This window comes from Modestobacter lacusdianchii, from assembly GCF_054177765.1.
This window is the reverse complement of record NZ_JBJJTJ010000002.1, coordinates 13,931-33,354: the sequence shown is the minus strand read 5'-3', so window position 1 is coordinate 33,354 and position 19,424 is coordinate 13,931. Positions and strand designations below refer to the sequence as shown.

Below are 19,424 nucleotides of genomic sequence, written 5' to 3'. Positions count from 1 at the left end.
AATAGTTTCCAATCCCCACGCCAATCCAGAACGCGATCACTTGTGCACCGACCGGGGACCGGCCAACTCTGTTGCATCGGAGGCCCTCCCAGACAATCGCCAGACAATCGGCACGAATGCTACCTTCGGGGTAGTTCGGGCCCCGCTTCGCGGGGCCCATCGGCGTTTCTAGGGGTGACTTGTTGGTCATTGTCGGGTGGCGTTGAGAATGCACGGTGGAATGAAGATCTACGCCGGCGCGCCGGCGGCTGCCCGGCACTACGTGGAGGCCGACCGCGGCCGGGCGGACGACTACTACCTCACCGAGGGCACCGGCCTCGCCCGCCGCTTCACCGCCACCGACGGTCGGGTGAGGGAGTTGGCGGCGCTGACCGGCGACGGCTACGAGACGTGGGTGGCCGGCTGTGACCCGGAGACGGGTGAGCCGCGGGGGCAGCTGCGCAGCGACGAGCACGCCGTTCGGTTCGCCGAGGTGGTGGTCAACGGCCCGAAGACGTGGTCGCTGGCCGCCGCGCTCCATCCGGACATCGCGAGGGCGTACGAGGCGGCGCAGGACCGCGCCGCCGTCCAGATCATCACCTGGCTGTCGCAGCACGCGACCACCCGGGTCGGGCCGCGCGGCGGGCAGGTGCAGGTGCCGCTGGAGGTGCTGGAGGCGGCCACCGTGCGGCACTACACCTCCCGGGCGAACGACCCACACTGGCACCTGCATCTCCAGTTTCTGTCCCGGGTGTTCGCAGCCGGCAAATGGCGGGGCCTGCACACCGTCGGGGTTCGCGATTTCCTGGGCGCAATCAACGGGATCGGGCATGCGGCGATGGCGTGTGACCCGGAGTTGAACGCCGCCTTCGCCGCGCGCGGGTACCGGAAGGACGGTACGGGAGAAATACGGGAGCTCGCCGAGTACACGGGGCCGTTCAGCGCCCGGCACGCGCAGATCGCCCGGAATGTGGACCGCTATGAACGGGAATGGACCGCGGCGCACCCCGGCGAGCACCCTGGGCCGGTGCTGCGCCGGGTGTGGGACGCCCGGGCGTGGGCGGACGGGCGCCCGGATAAGGTCACTGCCCAGCCCGGGGTCGGGTTGGAGGAACGCTGGCGGGCCGACCTGTCCGCCCTCGGCTACCGCGACCCGGGTAAGCCGGTCACCCTGACCCCCACCCCGGTCGGCGCGCTCGATCGAGACGAGCTGGTGCAGCGCGCGCTGGCCCGGCTCGCGGCCGGCCGGTCGGCGTGGAACGCCGCCGACATCCGCGGTGAGGCCGAGCGGCTGATCGCCGCCGAAGGCGTCGTCGCCGACGACGGGGTGCGGATCGAGCTGGCCGAGGACCTCACCGCCCGCGCCATGGACCGCTGCCTGCCGTTGCTGGACCGCGACGGGGTGCCCGAGCACATCCGGGCCTGGACGTCGCAGCCGGTCCTGGACGTCGAGGCTGACCTGACCGCCCGGCTCGCCGCCCGCGCTACGCACGGCGTACCGGACACCGACCTGGCACTCCCGGTCGAGCGCGCGGGCCCCGCCGGCCGGCTGGATGCCGGCCAGGCCGCGGCGGTGGCCGCGCTGGCCGGTGACCGGCCGCTGGTGGTGGTCGAGGGCGCCGCGGGGGCGGGCAAGACCACCACGCTGGCCGCCACCCGCGGCCTGCTCGAGAACCAAGGCCGCCGGCTGGTGGTGGTCACCCCCACGCGCAAGGCGGCCAAGGTGGCCGCCGGCGAGCTGGGGACGGCCGCCGGGTCGGCGGCGTCCCTGGCCTTCGGGCACGGCTGGCGCTGGAACGACGAGGGGCGTTGGGCCCGGCTCACTGTCGGCGAGATGGACCCGGTGACCGGCGGTGTCTACGCCGGGCCGAGCGAGGCAGCGCAGCTACGGCCCGGCGATCTACTGCTGGTGGATGAGGCCGGGATGCTCGATCAGGACACCGCCCGTGCCCTGCTCACCGTCGCCGACGAGTGCCAGGTCCGGGTGGCGCTGCTCGGTGACCGGCACCAGCTGCCGGCGGTCGGCCGCGGCGGCGTCCTCGACCTCGCCGCCGACGCAGTCGACCCGGCGGCGCATCTGACCCTCGACGGCGTGCACCGCTTCACCCAAACCGACGAGCAGGGCCACACCACACCCGACACCGGCTACGCCGCGCTGACGCTGGCCATGCGCACCGGCGAGGACCCCGGCGCCGTCTTCGACGCCCTGCTCGCCCGCGGCCAGATCCAGCTGCACCCCGACGCCGCCGCGCTGCAGGACACGATCGCGGCGGCCGCCGCCGCCTCGTATGCCGCAGGCCGCCGGGTGGCCGTGGTGGTGGACACCCGCGACCAGGCCGCCGAACTCAACAACGCCATCCGCGAACGGCTGGCCGCCGCCGGCCGGGTCGATGACCGGACGGTGGTCATCACCGGGGCCGGGGAGCGGATCGGCGCCGGGGACCGGATCGCCACCCGCCGCAACGACCGCCACCTCGACGTCGCCAACCGCGACGTCTGGGTCGTCACCGCCGTCGGCCGCCGCGGCGGGCTGCTCGTCACCCCCGCTGTCACCCCCACCGGCACCGACCCCGGTGACGGGTCCGGCGGTGTCACCCCGGCCGGCCCAAGGATCCGGGTACTGCCCGCGGACTACGTCACCGAGCACGTCGAGCTCGCCTACGCCACCACCGCGTACGGCGTGCAGGGCGACACCGTCACGGCGTCGCACGTGATGGTCGGCGAGCACACCGGCGCCTCCTCGGCCTACGTCGGCATGACCCGCGGCCGGGAAAGCAACACCGCCCACCTCGTCGCCGCCGACGCCGATCAGGCGCGGCAGCAGTGGCTCGCCGTATTCGCCCGCGACCGCGCCGACCTCGGCCCCGCCCACGCCGCCCAGCTCGCCGCCGCCGAAGCCGCCCGCTACGCCCCATCCCGACCGCTGGAGCAGGTGCTCGCCGAGCTGCGCGCGGCGTGGACCGTCGAGCAGCGCTGCCTTCAGCAACTCGCCCATTGGGAGCCCCAGCGCGACACACTGCGCGAGGTCATCGCGCTCGAAGCTCCCCACGCCGGCGAACTGACCAACCTCCAGGCCGCCCGTGAGCAGAGGGCGATCACCGCCGAACAGGCCAAGCAGCACGCCGCAGCCAGCGGCGCGGCCGTCACCGCCCACGCCGACCGGGTCCGCGACACCCTGCTTGCGCGCTGGGACGGCGAACGCGACGCCGCACGCGCGGCCGCAAGAGTCGTGCTCGATGGTCCGGGCAGGTTCGGACTCCGGCGAGGCGCGGTGGCGCGGGCCGGCGAGCAGCTCACCGACTGGGCCGAGCGGTGGCGGCCACACGTGCCGTCGCTGCCCACCGAACCCGGTGAACTGGCGCCGGTTGCCGGCTGGTTCGACGACCGGCCCGCACTGTGGAGGGCGCTCGACGCCTCCGCCCGCCACGCGGCCGAACACGCTCACCCAGGACACGCCCAGCTCTGCGCGGCCGCCGACACCGCCCGGCACGCGGCAGAGCAAGCCAGGCGCGCACTGGCCGAGGTCGGCCGCCGGCGCGAGGAGCGGCTCGACCCGTTCGGGCCCGTGGCATGGACCCCCGACCCGGCCGGACGGCTCGCCGACCTGCAGCGCGACATCGCCACCACCCGCCAGGAGCTCACCGACGCCCGGACGCGCATCGCCACCCTCACCGCCGAACCGGCCCTCCGCGCCCAGCCGCCCGACCACCTCACCCGCGCACGCGACGCCTGGCGCACACGGCGCACAGCCGGGCCCGAGCAGCCCGGATCGGCGAGCCCGGGGCCAACCACCCCGGTCCCCGACATCCCCCGGCCCGAAGCAGAGCGGCGCGGACCATCCCTCGCCCGCGGAGGCGCCGCGCCGGGCATCGGCCGATGAACAGGGGCGCCTCCACCGGCCGGCCGCGGGCCCGGACACCAGCAACAGGAGGAAAACCGGAGAATTCCGGAAGCAATCGCTGGTCGGCTGTCACCAATCGCCCCCAAATGGCGCTTTCTCCCGTGACGGAGCACAGCCCACCCAGCCCACCGGAGCCAGCCATGTCCGACGATCCCACCGGCCGCGAGCCCGAACTGCTCACCATCACCGAGGCCGCCGACCTTCTCCGCACTCCGGTGGCCACCCTCCGGTACTGGCGCCACCTGGGCACGGGTCCGCGCAGCTTCCGCCTCGGCCGCCGCGTCCTCTACCGCTCCGACGAGCTGCGCAGCTGGGTCGACGCACAGCACGGCCAGGCCGCCAGCGACTCGGGGAGCCGGCGGTGAACCACCGTCACCGCCGGCGCCCTCACCGGGATGCAGGAGGCGTTGCTCGCTGGGCGACTGCGTCCCTCATCGGTCCGCTCGGGCCTCGCTGGAGGACCTCAGGAGATCATCGGGCCACCCTCTCGGCAGGCGGTCGCTGACCGTGGCTCGTACGCCCGCTGGAGGAGCAATACCACAGGCGGCCGCCTGCGGGTATGCGCCCCTCGTCGACTGCCCTCCGCTGCTCACCATCGACCAGGCTGCCGAGTACCTGGGCACCGGGCAGCGCTTCGTCCGCCGCCTCATCAGCGAACGGCGGATTCCCTACGTCAAGCTCGGCAAGCACGTGCGTCTCGAGCGGTGCGCGTTGGACGCCTTTGTGGCGGCAGGCCGTGTGCCCTGCCGTTAGGACGTCGGCCGCGCGTCCACAGAGGAGTTCCGTGCTGAGCCGAAGGCGGCCAAGGTTGGGTTATGCCAGCAAGCAGCAGTAGAAGGCGCTTCGGTCGTGTGCGCAAGCTGCCCTCCGGCCGGTGGCAGGCCCGCTACCCGGGCCCGGACGGACGGGACCGGGCAGCACCGAGCACATTCGCCACGAAGACCGACGCGGCACGCTTCTTGGCCGCGGTAGAGGTCGACATGGGTCGCGGCGTCTGGCTCGACCCGTTGCGCAGCGGCGTCACGCTCCGCGAATACAGCGAGGCTTGGCTGGCACAGCGGACCGTTCAAGGTCGTCGCCTGGCCGTGCGAACTCGGGAGACCTACCAGCACTCCCTCGACCGCTGGGTGCTCCCCGCGCTCGGGAGCCTGCCACTCGACCGCATAACCCCGGCAGCCGTGCGGCGATGGCATGCCGAGACCAGCGCAGCCACCGGTCCTACGGCGACGAGACAAGCCTATGCCCTCCTCCACGCCGTCCTGGCCACGGCCGTTGCCGATGACGCGCTCCCCCGGAATCCCTGCCGGATCACGGGTGCGGGCCAGGCTCGCAGCGACGAGCGACCGCTGCTGGACCTCGACCAGGTGCAGCACCTATCCGCCAACATGCCGGAGAACCTCCGGGGCTTCGTCGACCTGGCCTTCTGGGCTCACCTTCGCCTCGGCGAGCTGCTGGCTCTCCGCATCGGCGACATCGACATGGACGACGGCACCGTGACCGTGCAGCGGCAGGTCGTCGAGACGGACGCCGGGCCCGTGGAGAGCCCACCGAAGGTGGGTAGCCAGCGCGTCGTCCACCTCCCGCCTCAGGGGGTCTGGGCACTGGCCGAGCACCTGAAGACCCGCTCCCCGGCGCTGCCAACGGCTCGGCTGTTCGTGCGGAGAGACGGGAGAGCTCTCCGCGCCCATCACGTCCACGCCGCCTGGAGCACAGCCCGGCGTGCAGCCGGCCTGCCCGACGTCCATCTGCACGACCTGCGGCATGCGGGCCTCACCCTGGCGGCGCAGAGCGGGGCGACCCTCGCAGAGGTGATGCGGCGCGCAGGCCACTCGTCGTCCCGCGCGGCGATGATCTACCAGCACGCGGCCGAGCGGCGCGATGCCGAGGTCGCGGCCCGCTTCGGACACCTCGCGGCGGGCACGACGCCGAACCGTACGGGCACGTAGCGGGCACGTGGGCGTCTCCTGGCAATGTTCGCCAGCGTTCTTAGCCGTTCAGGGCCGACGAAACCGCAGGTCACAAGCGGAGGGCGTGGGATTCGAACCCACGATGGGTGTTACCCCATAGCGGTTTTCAAGACCGCCGCCATCGGCCACTAGGCGAGCCCTCCTGGCGGCGACGAGCCTAACCCCGGGCCCAGTTCTCCCCGCCGTCCCCGGCATGAACCGCCGCCGGCCGGCGTTGCACCCCCAGATGGTCCGCGAGGCTCGCGTCGACCTCCCACTGCCTGTACGTCAACCGAAGGACACTCCCTGTCTGTGACCGCCCCCCAGCAGTCCCCCGCACGTCGCCGTGAGCGCAGCGCCGCCCGTCAGGCCGCCGCCCGCGACGCCGACCGGGCCGCCGCCCGCGACGAGCAGCGCGCCCAGCAGGTCTGGGTCGACGGCGCCGCTCCCGAGCTGCCCACCCGGGCCACCCGCCCGCAGAAGGTGGTCTTCCACCTCGGCCCCACCAACTCCGGCAAGACCTACGAGTCGCTGCAGGCGCTGGCCGCCCTCGGCTCCGGCGTCTACGCCGCCCCGCTGCGCCAGCTGGCGCACGAGGCCTACGCCAAGCTCTCCGCGCAGCTGCCCCCGGGCACCGTCGGCCTCTCCACCGGCGAGGAGGAGATCGACCCGTTCGCGCCGATCGTCTGCTGCACCGTGGAGAAGGCCCCCGACCGCGGCGAGATGCTGGTCCTCGACGAGTCGCACTGGGTCACCGACCCCGACCGCGGCCACCACTGGGCCCGGCTGCTGCTCACCGGCGAGTACCGCGAGATGCACCTGATCTCGGCCGCCGAGGCCTACCTGGTGCTCAAGCCGCTGGTCACCGACGCCCAGCAGGTGCAGGTCGTCAACCACAAGCGGCTCTCCCGGCTCGACGTCCTCAGGGCGCCGGTGCGCAGCGACGGCGTCCGGCCGCAGACCCTGGTCGTGGCCTTTTCCCGCAAGGCCGTCTACGCCGTCGCCGCCGAGCTCGACCAGCACCGGCCGGGCAAGGTCGGCGTCCTCTACGGGGCACTGCCGCCGGCCACCCGCCGTGAGGTCATCGACCGCTTCACCCGCGGCGAGCTCGAGGTGCTGGTGACCACCGACGTGATCGGCCACGGGATCAACGTGCCGGCCACCACCGTGCTGTTCGCCGAGACGACCAAGTTCGACGGCCAGGAGCTGCGCCCGCTGCGCACCTGGGAGGCCGCGCAGATCGCCGGCCGCGCCGGTCGGTACGGCATCACCGGGCACGGCGCCGTGGGCATCCTCATCGGGGTCTCCGGCCTGAAGCCGGTGGGCGCCCTGGTCGGCGCCGGCGCCGCGGTGGCCCGTGGCGAGGAGATGAGCGACCTCCCCAAGCGGCGTCCGCGGCTGCGCCCGGAGCTGGAGGACCTCGGCGCGTTCGAGCCGGTGGACCTGCCCGAGGCGCTCATGCGCTGGCAGGCCTGGGCCCGGGCGGCCACCAAGGACGAGGGCATGACCGCCGACGACGTCACCAGCCTGGTGCTGCGGGTGCACGCCCTGCTGCCGATGCTGCGCGGCCCGCTCGGCGAGGCCGGTGACCTGCGCACCGTCTGGCGGCTGGTCAACCTGGCCATCGACTACAACCCGCCGCGGCGCACGCGCTGGCTGGTGCTGGCCCGCGCCGCTCTGCAGCACGCGATCGGCCTGCCGGTGCCGGTGGAGACGATCCTGCCGGAGTACCCCGCGAAGGGCACCGTCGAGGACTACGAGCAGACCGCCGCCGCGGCCCGCGACGCGCAGACCCTGTTGCGCCAGTTCCCCGGGGTGGCCGGGCTGGACGCCGAGGACGCCGCCGAGCTCGAGGAGGCGTGCGCCACCACGATCACCGAGCTGCTGCCCGACGCCATCTCGATCGGCCGCTCCGGCACGTGCGTCGAGTGCGGGACGTCGATCGCCCCGTGGTTCAGCACCTGCCGCCCCTGCAGCTCCGGGCCCACCGGCGGGCGCGGCCCCGGCCGTGAGGGCGCCAAGCGCGAGGGCGCCGGCCGCAACGGCCGCGGTGGCCGACCGGCGTCCCGGTCGGGCTCGCGGCAGGGGCGCCGTCCCAGCCGCAGCGGCCGCTGACCGCCTGAGACGAGGGCGGGCTCCCACCGGGAGCCCGCCCTCGCTGCGTCCCTGCCAGAGTGGGCCGATGGGACCTCTCGACGGGCTCCGCGTGGTCGAGCTGGCCGGCATCGGCCCCGGCCCGTTCGCGGCCATGCTGCTGGCCGACCTGGGCGCCGACGTGCTGCGCGTCGACCGGCCGGGCGCCCCACCGACGTTCGGCCGGCCCGAGGTCGACCTGCTGGCCCGCGGCCGCCGGTCGGTCGCCGTCGACCTCAAGCACCCGGACGGCGTCGCCACCGTGCTGGCCCTGGCCGAGCGGGCCGACGTCCTGCTGGAGGGCTTCCGGCCCGGGGTGACCGAGCGGCTGGGGATCGGACCCGAGGAGTGCCTGGCCCGCAACGGGCGGCTGGTCTACGGCCGGATGACCGGCTGGGGGCAGGACGGCCCGCTGGCGCACACCGCCGGGCACGACGTCGGCTACATCGCCGTCACCGGGGCGCTGCACGCCATCGGCCGGGCCGGCGGGCCGCCGCAGGTGCCGGTGAACCTGCTCGGCGACTTCGGCGGCGGGGCGGTGTACCTGGTCGTCGGCGTGCTGGCCGCGCTGCTGGAGAGCCGCACCAGCGGTCGCGGGCAGGTGGTGGACGCCGCGATCGTCGACGGCACCGCCCACCTGTCCACGATGCTGCTCGGCATGCTCGCCGGCGGGCTGTGGCAGGACCGGCGCGGGGTGAACCTGCTCGACACCGGCGTCCCCTGGTACGACGTCTACGAGACCGCCGACGGCGGGCACCTGGCCGTCGGGGCGCTGGAGCCGCGGTTCTTCGCCGAGCTCACCGACCGGCTGGGCATCCCCGGCGCCTCCCGCGACGACCCGGCCGCGCTGCGGGCACTGCTCACCGAGACCATCCGCACCCGGACCCGGGACGAGTGGGCCGCGGTGTTCGACGGGTCCGACGCCTGCGTGGCCCCGGTGCTGTCCTACACCGAGGCGCGCGAGCACCCGCACCTGAAGGCGCGGGGCACCTACGTGGAGGCGCACGGGGTCACCCAGCCGGCGCCCGCACCGCGCTTCTCCCGCACCCCCGGTGCCCTCGACCGGCCGCCCCCGAGCCCGGGTCAGCACACCCGCGAGGCGCTCACCGACTGGGGCGTGCCCAGCGTCGACGCCCTCCTGGCCACCGGCGCCGTCCACCAGCCCTGACGCGCGGTGCGGAGAGCCGGTCAGGCGGGGCGGACGGTGCCGATCAGGTGCTCGGTCCCGGCCTTCGCGTTGCGGACGGCGAGGTCCCAGCCGCCGCCGGTCTCCTCGGTGGAGAGCGTGACCGTCGAGGGCAGGAACAGCGGCTTGCGGAACGCGACGTCCACGGCGACCGCGTCCGGGAGCCGGCCGGACAGCGCGGCCAGCGCGCGGGCCTTCACCCACATGCCGTGCGCGATCGCCCGCTTGAAGCCGAACGCCTTCGCGGTCAGCCCGGACAGATGGATCGGGTTCACGTCGCCGGAGACCCTGGCGTAGCGGCGGCCGGCGTCGTCCGGCACCCGCCACTGCGCGGCCGGCCGCTCCAGCTCGCCGACCTCGACGTCGACGTCCGACGCCGGGGCGCCCTCGGGAGCCGACGCCCCGCGGGCCAGGTAGGTCGACCGGCTCCGCCACACCTCCGCACCGCCGGCGGAGACCGACGCGCACAGGTCGACGGTGGCGCCGCTGCGGTGGGTGGCGAACCGCTCGGCCCAGACCTCCAGGTCCAGCTGCTCGGCCACGCCGATCGGGCGGTCGGCCTCGATCCGGTTGCGCACGTGCACCAGGCCGGGCAGCGCCAGCGGGAAGGCCCGGTCGGTCATCAGCGCGACCTGCAGCGGGAAGGCCAGCACGTGCGGGTGGGTCAGCGGCAGCACGTCGGCGAGCGGGAACCGGCAGACCTGCGCGTAGTCGGCCAGGGCCGCCGGGTCGACCGGCACCCCGGTGCGGGCCAGCCGGGTGTCGGGGAGGTCGCCGCCCCGGCCGCGCGCGGTGAGCGCGGCCCGGGCGAACAGCGCCGGCATGGCGGGCGCGGCGTCGAGCACGGTGCGGGCCATCTCAGGCACCCAGCACCGACTGGCCGCAGACCCGCACGACCTGGCCGCTGACCCCGGCGCTGCCGGGCTGGGCGAGGAAGGCGATCGTCTCGGCGACGTCGACCGGCAGCCCGCCCTGCTGCAGCGAGTTCAGCCGGGAGCCGACCTCGCGGGTGCCCAGCGGCATCTTCGCGGTCATCTCGGTGACGATGAAGCCCGGCGCGACCGCGTTGATCGTCGCCCCGCGCTCGGCGAACTGCGGCGCCCAGGCGCGCACCATGCCGATGATCCCGGCCTTGGACGCGGCGTAGTTGGTCTGCCCGCGGTTGCCGGCGATGCCCGACTGGGAGCTGACGCTGACCACCCGGGCGCCCGGCTTCAGCGCGCCCTCGGTGTCCAGCAGCGCCTGGGTGATGTCCAGCTGCGCCTGCAGGTTCACTGCCATCACCGAGTTCCAGCGGGCGGCGTCCATGTTGACCAGCAGCTTGTCCCGGGTGATGCCGGCGTTGTGCACGACGACGTCCACCCCGCCGTGCCGGGCGATCAGCTGCTGCGCCAGCCGGGTGCCGGCGTCGGCACCGGTGATGTCCAGCGCCACCGCCGTCCCGCCGATCTCGTTGGCCACCTGGGCCAGCTGCTCCCCCGCCGCCGGCACGTCGACGGCGACCACGTGCGCGCCGTCCCGGGACAGCACCGTCGCGATCGCGGCGCCGATGCCGCGCGCGGCACCGGTGACCACGGCGACCTTGCCGGTCAGCGGCCGGTCGCGGTCCTCGCCGGCCGGGACGTCCGCGGCGGTCACGGTGAGCACCTGGCCGTCGACGTAGGCGGCGCGGCCGGAGAGGAAGAAGCGCACCGGGCCGGCCAGCGACGCCTCGGCACCGGCGGGCACCTGCACCAGGTTGGCCGTCGACCCGCCGCGCAGCTCCTTGGCCAGCGAACGGACCAGTCCGTCCAGCGCCTGCCGGGCCGCGGCCTGGGCCGGGGAGGTGGCGCCGGCCGGCGGGTCGGCGAGCACCAGCACCCGGCCGCCGGACGCCAGCCGCTTGACCGCCGGGGCCAGGAAGTCGTGCGCCGCGGCCAGGTCGGCCGGCCCGGTCAGCCCGGTGGCGTCCAGCAGGACGGCGGCCAGCCGCTCGCCGTCCGTGCCGCCGTCGACGGTGACCGGGGAGACGACGGTGACGCCGTCGTCCTTGAGCAGCCGGGTGAGCTCGTCGCGCAGCCGGCCCTCGCCGGCCGAGCCGATGACGGCGGGGCCGGGCAGCAGCGGCTGGCCGGGCTCGTACCGGCGCAGCACCGCCGGGCGGGGCAGGCCGAGCTGCTTGGTGATCGTCGCGCCGACGCCGGAGTTGGCGAAGTCGCGGTACCAGTCGCTCACGTGGATTCCTTCCGAACGGAGAGGGCGATTCGGTCGTGCGGCCCCGAACTGGAGCGGGTTGACCCAGATGAGGCGGGGTTGAGCCGGGTGCGCGCGCGGCTCAACCCCGCCGTCCCCGGGTCGACCCGGGAACGGCGGGCCGGGCGGGCAGCCGCCGGGGGCCTCAGGACTCGAGGATCGCGACGACGCCCTGGCCGCCGGCGGCGCAGATCGAGATCAGGCCGCGCTTGCCCGGGCCGGCCTCGTGCAGCAGCTTGGCCAGCGTCGCCACGATCCGGCCGCCGGTGGCGGCGAACGGGTGCCCGGCGGCCAGCGACGAGCCGTTGACGTTGAGCTTCGACCGGTCGATCGAGCCCAGCGGAGCGTCCAGGCCGAGCTTCTCCTTGCAGAACGCCGGGCTCTCCCACGCCTTCAGGGTGGCGAGCACGGTCGAGGCGAACGCCTCGTGCACCTCGTAGAAGTCGAAGTCCTGCAGGGTCAGGCCGTTGCGCTCCAGCAGCACCGGGACGGCGTAGGCGGGGGCCATCAGCAGGCCCTCGCCACCGTGCACGTAGTCGACCGCGGCGGTCTGGGCGTCGACCAGGTGGGCGAGCACCGGCAGGTCGCGCTCGGCGGCCCACTCGTCGCTGGCCAGCAGCACGGCCGACGCCCCGTCGGTGAGCGGGGTCGAGTTGCCCGCCGTCATCGTGGCGCCCTCACCCTGCCCGAACACCGGCTTCAGCGTCGCCAGCTTCTCGACCGAGGTGTCCGGCCGCAGGTTCGCGTCGCGGGACAGGCCCAGGAACGGCGTCACCAGGTCGTCGAAGAACCCGCGGTCGTAGGCGGCGGCGAGCGCCTGGTGCGAGCGGACGGTCAGCTCGTCCTGCTCCGCGCGGCCGATCTCCCACTCCCGGGCGGTGATCGCGGCGTGGTCGCCCATCGCCAGGCCGGTGCGCGGCTCGGCGTTGCGCGGGATCTCCGGGGCCAGCTGACCCGGGCGCAGGCCGGCCAGCGCCTTGAGCCGCTGCTGCACGGTCTTCGCCCGGTTGAGCTCCATGAGCACCCGGCGCAGGTCCTCGTTCAGCGCGACGGGGGCGTCGGAGGTGGTGTCGGTGCCCCCGGCGATGCCGGACTCGATCTGCCCCAGCGCGATCTTGTTGGCGACCAGCACGGCCGCCTCGAGCCCGGTGCCGCACGCCTGCTGGACGTCGTAGGCCGGGGTGGCCGCCGACAGCCGCGAGCCGAGCACGGCCTCCCGCGTCAGGTTGAAGTCACGGGCGTGCTTGAGGACGGCGCCGGCGACGACCTCCCCCACCTGCTGACCCTGCAGCCCGAAGCGGGCGACCAGCCCGTCGAGGGTGGCGGTGAGCATGTCCTGGTTGCTGGCGCGGGCGTAGGCGCCGTTGGACCGGGCGAACGGGATGCGGTTGCCGCCGACGATCGCGGCCTTCCGGGTCTGTGCAGCCATGCGGGGGCCTCCAAGAACCCCCTGAGGGGCCAAAGTCGCGACTTTGGCCCCTCAGGGGGAGTCGTTGCGGGAGTGGCTAATCGATACCAAGAGTATCAGGTACCGTCGGTTGCGTGAACACGGAGACGGCCCCCGCACCGCGGGACCGGCGCGACTCGCGCTGGGACGAGCACCGCCGCGCCCGGCGCGAGCAGCTGGTCACGGCCACCCTCGCCGCGGTCGGCAGGCACGGCGCCGGCGTGGGCATGGACGAGATCGCCGCCGAGGCCGGCACCAGCAAGACCGTCGTCTACCGGCACTTCGCCGACCGCAGCGAGCTGCACGTCGCCGTGTGCGCCCGGGTCGCCGAGCAGCTGACCCGCAAGCTGCGCGAGGCGATCGGCAGCAGCGACCACCCGCGGCAGATGGTGACCGCGGCCGTGGAGACCTACCTGGTGTTCATCGAGGCCGACCCGGAGGTGTACCGGTTCGTCGTCGGCCACGCGGCGGTCGACCGCCCGGCCGGCCTGGTCACCGACGACGACAGGGACCCGATCAGCAACCTCTCCGACCTGGTGGGTGACGAGGTCGGCGCGCTGGTCGGCGCCGCGCTCACCCGCGCCGGCCAGGACACCTCGGCGGCCGCCCCCTGGGGCCACGGCGTCATCGGCCTGGTGCGGGCCGCCGCCGACTGGTGGCTGCGCGCCGACCGGCCCATGCCGCGCGCCCAGCTCGCGGCCCACCTCACCGACCTGGCCTGGACCGGGTTGCGCGGCGTCGTGACCCCCGGCCCCTCAACCCAGACCCCCGCGAGTCCGATGGAGGAAGCGTGACCAGCACCCCGACCCCCCTCACCCCGGTCGACCCGGCCCGGCTCACCGAGGTCCTCGACGGCCGCTGGGCGCACGTGCGCCGCGACGCGCGCGAGCAGCTCGGCACCGCCCGCTACGCCACCGTGCACGGCGAGACGATGGCCGAGGCGCGTGAGCGGGTGACCCGGCTGGCCGCCGAGCTCGCCACCACCGGCAGCGTCGGCCTCGGCTACCCGCGGGCGTACGGCGGGTCCGACGACAGCGGCGGCTCGGTGGTCTCCATCGAGATGCTCGCCCAGGCCGACCTCTCGCTGATGGTCAAGGCCGGCGTGCAGTGGGGGCTGTTCGGCGGGGCTGTGCAGGCGCTGGGCACCCAGCGGCACCACGACGAGTTCCTGCCGGCGATCATGAGCTTCGAGCTGCCCGGCTGCTTCGCGATGACCGAGACCGGCCACGGCTCCGACGTCCAGCAGCTGCGCACCACGGCAACCTACGACCCGGCGACGCAGACCTTCGACCTGCACACCCCGCACGAGGCCGCCCGCAAGGACTACATCGGCAACGCCGCGAAGGACGGCCGGATGGCGGTCGTCTTCGCCCAACTGGTCACCGGCGGGCAGCGGCACGGGGTGCACGCCTGGCTGGTGCCGATCCGCGACGCCCAGGGCGACCCGCTGCCCGGGGTGACCATCGGCGACGACGGCCCCAAGGCCGGGCTGCTCGGCGTGGACAACGGCCGGCTGAGCTTCGACCACGTCACTGTCCCGCGGGAGATGCTGCTCGACCGGTACGGCCAGGTGGCCCCCGACGGCACCTACTCGTCGTCCATCGAGAACGAGACCCGGCGCTTCTTCACCATGCTCGGCACCCTGGTGCGCGGGCGGGTCAGCGTCGGCGGCTCGGCGTCGTCGGCGACGAAGGTGGCCCTGGAGATCGCCGTCCGCTACGGCGACGTGCGCCGCCAGTTCTCCGCCCCCGGCGAGGAGCGCGAGGTCGTCGTCAACGACTACCTGGTGCACCAGCGCAAGCTGCTGCCGGCCCTGGCGCGCAGCTACGCCTTCTCCTTCGCCCAGGAGGAGCTGCTCGGCACCATGCACGACGTGCTCGGCGCCGAGACCGTCGACGAGGCCGCGCAGCGCGAGCTGGAGTCCCGGGCCGCCGGGCTCAAGGCACTGCAGACCTGGCACGCCACCCAGACCATCCAGCTGTGCCGCGAGGCGTGCGGCGGCGCCGGCTACCTGCAGGAGAACCGGCTGCCCGGGCTGAAGGCCGACACCGACGTCTTCACCACCTTCGAGGGCGACAACACGGTGCTGATGCAGCTGGTCGCCAAGGGCCTGCTCACCGGCTACCGGGACGCCTTCGGCTCCCTCGACGGCTGGGGCAAGGCCGCGTTCGTCGCCGAGCAGGTGCGGGAGACGGTGCTCGAGCGCACCGCGGCCCGCGCGCTGATCCAGCGACTGGTCGACGCCGTCCCCGGCCGGGAGGACGACGTCCCGTTCACCGACCGCGGCTGGCAGCTGAAGATGCTGGAGGACCGGGAGGAGCACGTCCTGGCGGGCGTGATCAAGCGGCTGCGCAAGAACGCCGCCACCCACCGGGACGGCCGGCAGTTCGACGTCTTCAACGACGTGCAGGACCACGCGCTCAAGGCCGCCGAGGCGCACATGGAGCGGGTCGTGCTGGAGGCGTTCGTCGCCGGCATCGAGCGGACGACGGACCCGGCGGCGCGGGCACTGCTGTCCCGGGTCTGCGACCTGTTCGCGCTGACCACCATCGAGGCGGACAAGGGCTGGTACCTGGAGCACTCGCGGATCAGCCCCACCCGGGCCAAGGCGCTCACCGGCGCGGTGAACGAGCTGCTGGGCGAGCTGCGCCCGCACATGCGCACCCTGGTCGACGCCTTCGCGATCCCCGAGGCGTGGCTGAACTGCGCGATCCTGGCCGAGGAGCCCGGCCGCCAGGAGACGATGGCCGCGCACGACGCCGCGCTGCGCGCGCGGGGCACCGAGCCGCAGGCCGGCGAGACCGCCACCGACCTGGAGCTGGCCCCCGCCCAGTGACCCGAGGCGGCCATGTCGGCCGACACGGCCGCGCACCGGAGGGGACGGCGGACGGGCCGGGGCCGGATGATGTGCGGTCGTGGAGATCGTGGCCGCTGCGGCGGAGACGCTGCGGGTGCCGGCCGTGGTCGACCTCGCGGCGGTGGTCGTCGGCGCGCTCACCGGTGGCCTGCTCGCCGCCCGGGAGGGCTTCGCCGTCTCGGGGGTGCTGCTGCTGGCGGTCAGCACCGGGCTGGGCGGGGGGCTGATCCGGGACGTGCTGCTGGCCGGTCCGCCGCCGGTCGCGCTCACCAACCCCGCCTACCTGCCGACCGTGGCGGTCACCGCGATGGTGACGTTCTTCTTCTCCGGGTGGCTGTCCCGGCTGACCGGCCTGCTGGTCGGGCTGGACGCGCTGACGCTGGGCTTCTTCACCGTGATCGGGGCGCAGAAGGCCGAGCTGGCCGGGCTGCCCAGCGCCTCGGTGGTGTTCATCGGCACCCTCACCGGGGTCGGCGGCGCGGTCATCCGCGACGTGCTGCTCGCCCAGCGGGCCGACATCGTGCAGCCCGGCCCCTACAACGCCGTCGCCGCCCTGCTCGGCGCCACCGCGCTGACCGTGCTCGCCGGGCCGGTGGGCCTGCCACCACTGCCGGTCGCCGCGCTGGTCATCGGGCTGGTCGCGGTGCTGCGGGTGGTCTCGGTCTGGCGTGGGTGGGAGGCCCCGGTCGCCGTCGACCTGCCGCAGCGGGCCCGCAGCCGGCTGGTGCGCCGCACCCCGCGCCGTCGCCGCCGCGGCTGACCCTCAGCCGCGCGCCGTCCCCGCGCCGGGCACCACCGGCGGCGACGGGCTGATGCCCGGGGGCACCCGCTGCGGGCCGGCCTCCGGTGGGCGCAGCCGGTCCTGCGGGTGCACCCGGACGGCGAGCAGGGCGACGTCGTCCTCGGTGTCGGGGAGGTACATGCGCTCCAGCAACCGGTCGCACAGCTGCTGCAGCGGCAGCTCGGTGAGCCCGTCCAGCACCCGGCACAGCTCGGCGATCCCGGCGTCCAGGTCGCGGTCGCGGCGCTCCACCAGGCCGTCGGTGTAGAGCAGCAGCGTGCCGCCGCGCTCGATGACCGCGACCCGGTCGTGCCGGGGGCGGCGGGGCTCGACGCCGAGCAGCAGGTCCGGGTGGTCGCCGTCGAGCAGGGTGACCGTGCCGTCGCCGCCGATGAGCACCGGCGGCGGGTGCCCGGCCGTCGACCAGCGCACCCGGGTGTCGGCGAGGGCGAGCTCCGGGTCGTCCTGCTCCAGCCGGGCGACCAGCGCGGTGGCCATGGTGTCCAGGTCGAGGCCGAAGCTCGCCCGGTCCAGGCCGGTGAGCACCTCGGCGGGGGTGCCACCGGTGTGGTGGCCGATGCCGCGCAGCAGCCCGCGCAGCTGGCCCATCGCCGCCGCCGCGCGGCTGTCGTGGCCCACCACGTCGCCGATCACGAGCATCGTCGCCCCGTCGGGCTGCACGAACGCGTCGTACCAGTCGCCGCCGACCTCCGCGCCCGCCGCCGCCGGCACGTACCGGACGGCGATCTCGCAGTGGTCCGGCGCCGGTGGGGCGGTGAGCATGCTGCGCTGCAGGGTCTCGGCGAGCTGGCGCTGCTGGCCGAACAGCTGCGCCTGCTGCAGCGCGACCCCGGCCCGGCGGCCCAGTTCCAGTGCCGTGCCGAGCTCGGCGTCGGTGTGCCGGCCGCGCTCGGCGCCGGCGTAGAGGCCCAGGGCCCCGAGCGTGACACCGCGGGCGACCAGCGGGACGACGATCCCCGACCCGGGGGCCAGCCGGGCGAGCAGCTCCTGGGCCCCGGCGTCGGGCAGCGCGCGTTGCACGTACCCGGCGTCCAGGTCGGTGACGACCATCGGCCGGCCGCTGCGGATCACCCCGCGGGCCGCCGCCTCGTCGGTCATCCCGGCGACCATGGCGCGCACGTACTCGGCCAGCTCGGCGGCGCGGGCGGGGTCCCGGTGGGCGGAGGCCACGTCCCGCATCCGGCCGTGCTCGTCGGCGACCACGACCCAGCACCAGTCGCCGAGCCCGGGCACCACCAGCTCGGCCAGCCGGCCCAGCTGCTCGGTGATGTCCAGCGTCCCGGACAGCACCCGGCCGGCCTCGGCGAGCAGCTCGAGCCGTGCGTTGGCCGCGGCCATCTGGGCCACGGCGGCGTCGCGCTGGGCGTCGGCCTGCAGGCGGGAGACGGTCAGCCCGATCTGGGCGGTCAGGGCCTCCAGCAGCGACGCGTCGTCCTCGTCCAGCGTGTGGTCCTCGGCCCAGACGACGACGAAGCTGCCGAGCACCCGGCCCTCCACCCGCAGCGGCAGCGCGGCCAGCGCGCGCACGCCCACCAGGTCGCCGACCTCGGCCATCCGGGGGAACCGGGCCACCGCCGCGTCCCGGTCGGCGAGCAGCACCGGGACGCCGTGCCGGGCCACGTACTGGGTGGGCAGCGCGTCGTCCAGGGGCAGCTCGACCCCGCTGCTGGGCAGGTCGACGTCGGCGCCGGACTCGACCGCGTCGACCAGCCGGCGGGTCATGTGCAGCCGCAACGGGCCACCGTCGGGGTCGAAGACGGCCAGCGCACCGGCGTCGACCCCCAGCACGGCCGAGCAGCCCCGCAGCGCCAGCTCGGCGAGCTCGGACGTCCGGGTCGCGTTGGCCAGCTCCGCGGCCACCCCGCTGATCGCCGCGGCCCGCTGCACGGCGGCCAGCCGCCGCTGCGCCTCCTCACGCGCACCGGTCACGTCCACCGTCGTCCCCAGGACGCGCACCGGCTCGCCCCGCTGGTCCCGGAGCACCCGGCCCCGGGAGACGGTCCAGCGCACCGCGCCGTCGGCCCGCAGCGCGCGCATCTCCACGACGAACTCACCGGCGTCCCCGCGCAGCGCGGCCTCCATCGCCGTCCTGGCGGGGAGACGGTCGTCGGGGTGGATGCGGGCCGCGAGCTCGTCGGCACCGTCGAGCACCTGCGGCCCGGGCAGCCCGAAGATCGCCGCGTTGCGCTCGTCCCAGTGCACCGAGCCGGTGCGCAGGTCGTGCTCCCAGATGCCCACCGCCCCGGCCTCCAGCGCAACCTCCAGCCGGGCGGTCGAGGCGCCGACGGCGGACTGCGCGGCGGCGAGCTCCAGCTCGGCGACGACCGAGGCCGCCAGCTGCGCGACCAGCTGGGCGTCGTCGTCGGACCAGCTGCGCGGCTGGTCGTCGTAGACCGCCAGCACGCCCACGACCTGCCCGGACGCCGCGGTCAGCGGGGCGCCCAGGTACGCCTGCACCTGCCCGGAGGTCACCGCCGGCAGGTGGGCCACCCGCTCGTCCGCGGCGGCGACCGGGACGTTGAGCGGCAGACCGAGGCGGACCGTGATCGCCGACAGCGAGCCGGTCAGCAGGGCCGGCCCACCGACCGTGCCCTCGGGCAGGCCGTGCCCGCCGATGACGACGTCCCGGTCGGTGAAGATCGTGACCTTCGCCTGGCCGGCGCCGACCAGCCGCGCGGCCAGACCGGAGAGCCGGTCGAACGGCGCGCCGGCGGAGGCCTCCTCCAGCAGCCGGCGCGCAGCGGCGACCCGCTGCGGGTCGGTCAGCGGGTCGGCACCGGTCGCCGCGCTCGCTGGAAGCACGCTGGTCGACCTCCCCCGTCCACCGCACCGACCGCCCCGGGCCGGCCGCCCACCACGCGGCGGGCGGCACCATGCTGGCACGCCGACGCCGCGTCCCGCGGGACCGCCGGACGAGCGGTGGCCACCCGACCGGGCGGCG

At 75.0% G+C, this 19,424-nt stretch carries 13 protein-coding genes and 1 tRNA gene; 9 read left to right on the top strand and 5 right to left on the bottom strand.

Annotated elements, in window-relative coordinates; translation table 11 throughout:
- Positions 1-220: 220 nt before the first annotated feature.
- The 4 genes from mobF (at position 221) to ACJTNH_RS01670 (ending at position 5,826) form a co-directional block, all read left to right on the top strand.
- Entirely contained in the window at positions 221-3,859 is a 3,639-nt protein-coding gene (mobF, locus tag ACJTNH_RS01685) for a MobF family relaxase (RefSeq protein WP_458172512.1), read from the top strand.
- Positions 3,860-4,020: 161 nt separating this feature from the next.
- Positions 4,021-4,245 (top strand): helix-turn-helix transcriptional regulator, encoded by a 225-nt coding sequence (locus tag ACJTNH_RS01680; protein WP_458172511.1) that lies wholly within the window; start codon positions 4,021-4,023, stop codon positions 4,243-4,245.
- A gap of 142 nt (positions 4,246-4,387) precedes the next feature.
- The gene (locus tag ACJTNH_RS01675; RefSeq protein WP_458172510.1) at positions 4,388-4,633 is read left to right on the top strand and encodes a helix-turn-helix domain-containing protein; all 246 of its coding nucleotides are present in this window, start codon (positions 4,388-4,390) and stop codon (positions 4,631-4,633) included.
- Positions 4,634-4,731: 98 nt separating this feature from the next.
- Positions 4,732-5,826 carry a site-specific integrase gene (locus tag ACJTNH_RS01670; protein ID WP_458172509.1) on the top strand — a complete coding sequence of 365 codons (1,095 nt, stop codon included), beginning with the start codon at positions 4,732-4,734 and terminating at the stop codon, positions 5,824-5,826.
- A gap of 77 nt (positions 5,827-5,903) precedes the next feature.
- Here ACJTNH_RS01670 and ACJTNH_RS01665 read toward each other — a convergent pair.
- Positions 5,904-5,990: transfer RNA gene (locus ACJTNH_RS01665), tRNA-Ser, on the bottom strand.
- Positions 5,991-6,138: 148 nt separating this feature from the next.
- On the opposite strand from ACJTNH_RS01665, the gene ACJTNH_RS01660 reads away from it, so the two are divergent.
- Together ACJTNH_RS01660 and ACJTNH_RS01655 are read left to right on the top strand one after the other, a co-directional pair.
- Positions 6,139-7,941 carry a helicase-related protein gene (locus ACJTNH_RS01660; protein ID WP_458172508.1) on the top strand — a complete coding sequence of 601 codons (1,803 nt, stop codon included), beginning with the start codon at positions 6,139-6,141 and terminating at the stop codon, positions 7,939-7,941.
- A gap of 67 nt (positions 7,942-8,008) precedes the next feature.
- On the top strand, positions 8,009-9,127 hold the full coding sequence (locus ACJTNH_RS01655; protein WP_458172507.1) for a CaiB/BaiF CoA transferase family protein: 1,119 nt from the start codon (positions 8,009-8,011) through the stop codon (positions 9,125-9,127).
- A gap of 20 nt (positions 9,128-9,147) precedes the next feature.
- Here ACJTNH_RS01655 and ACJTNH_RS01650 read toward each other — a convergent pair whose 3' ends face one another.
- The 3 genes from ACJTNH_RS01650 to ACJTNH_RS01640 form a co-directional block, all read right to left on the bottom strand.
- Complete coding sequence (locus tag ACJTNH_RS01650) at positions 9,148-10,002, bottom strand: MaoC family dehydratase (RefSeq protein ID WP_458172506.1); 855 nt, start codon at positions 10,000-10,002, stop codon at positions 9,148-9,150.
- Position 10,003: 1 nt separating this feature from the next.
- Complete coding sequence (locus ACJTNH_RS01645; protein ID WP_458172505.1) at positions 10,004-11,359, bottom strand: 3-oxoacyl-ACP reductase; 1,356 nt, start codon at positions 11,357-11,359, stop codon at positions 10,004-10,006.
- Between the two features lie 163 nt (positions 11,360-11,522).
- On the bottom strand, positions 11,523-12,806 hold the full coding sequence (locus ACJTNH_RS01640; RefSeq protein ID WP_458172504.1) for an acetyl-CoA C-acetyltransferase: 1,284 nt from the start codon (positions 12,804-12,806) through the stop codon (positions 11,523-11,525).
- A 113-nt stretch (positions 12,807-12,919) separates the two neighbouring features.
- On the opposite strand from ACJTNH_RS01640, the gene ACJTNH_RS01635 reads away from it, so the two are divergent.
- From ACJTNH_RS01635 to ACJTNH_RS01625, 3 genes are all read left to right on the top strand, one after another.
- Positions 12,920-13,618, top strand: a complete 699-nt coding sequence (locus ACJTNH_RS01635) for a TetR family transcriptional regulator (RefSeq protein ID WP_458172503.1) — start codon at positions 12,920-12,922, stop codon at positions 13,616-13,618.
- The gene (locus tag ACJTNH_RS01630; protein WP_458172502.1) at positions 13,615-15,660 is read left to right on the top strand and encodes an acyl-CoA dehydrogenase family protein; all 2,046 of its coding nucleotides are present in this window, start codon (positions 13,615-13,617) and stop codon (positions 15,658-15,660) included. The genes ACJTNH_RS01635 and ACJTNH_RS01630 overlap by 4 nt, the downstream gene beginning before the upstream one ends.
- Positions 15,661-15,739: 79 nt before the next feature.
- Complete coding sequence (locus ACJTNH_RS01625) at positions 15,740-16,441, top strand: trimeric intracellular cation channel family protein (protein WP_458172501.1); 702 nt, start codon at positions 15,740-15,742, stop codon at positions 16,439-16,441.
- Positions 16,442-16,444: 3 nt separating this feature from the next.
- On the opposite strand, the gene ACJTNH_RS01620 is transcribed toward ACJTNH_RS01625, so the two are convergent.
- Entirely contained in the window at positions 16,445-19,285 is a 2,841-nt protein-coding gene (locus tag ACJTNH_RS01620) for a SpoIIE family protein phosphatase (RefSeq protein WP_458172500.1), read from the bottom strand.
- Between the last annotated feature and the right edge of the window lie 139 nt (positions 19,286-19,424).

Excerpts from the sequence above, each read along its gene's own strand:
- mobF (WP_458172512.1), top strand. The coding sequence starts at position 221 with ATGAAGATCTACGCCGGCGCGCCGGCGGCTGCCCGGCACTACGTGGAG.
- ACJTNH_RS01680 (WP_458172511.1), top strand. The coding sequence starts at position 4,021 with ATGTCCGACGATCCCACCGGCCGCGAGCCCGAACTGCTCACCATCACC.
- ACJTNH_RS01655 (WP_458172507.1), top strand. The coding sequence starts at position 8,009 with ATGGGACCTCTCGACGGGCTCCGCGTGGTCGAGCTGGCCGGCATCGGC.
- ACJTNH_RS01650 (WP_458172506.1), bottom strand. The coding sequence starts at position 10,002 with ATGGCCCGCACCGTGCTCGACGCCGCGCCCGCCATGCCGGCGCTGTTC.
- ACJTNH_RS01640 (WP_458172504.1), bottom strand. The coding sequence starts at position 12,806 with ATGGCTGCACAGACCCGGAAGGCCGCGATCGTCGGCGGCAACCGCATC.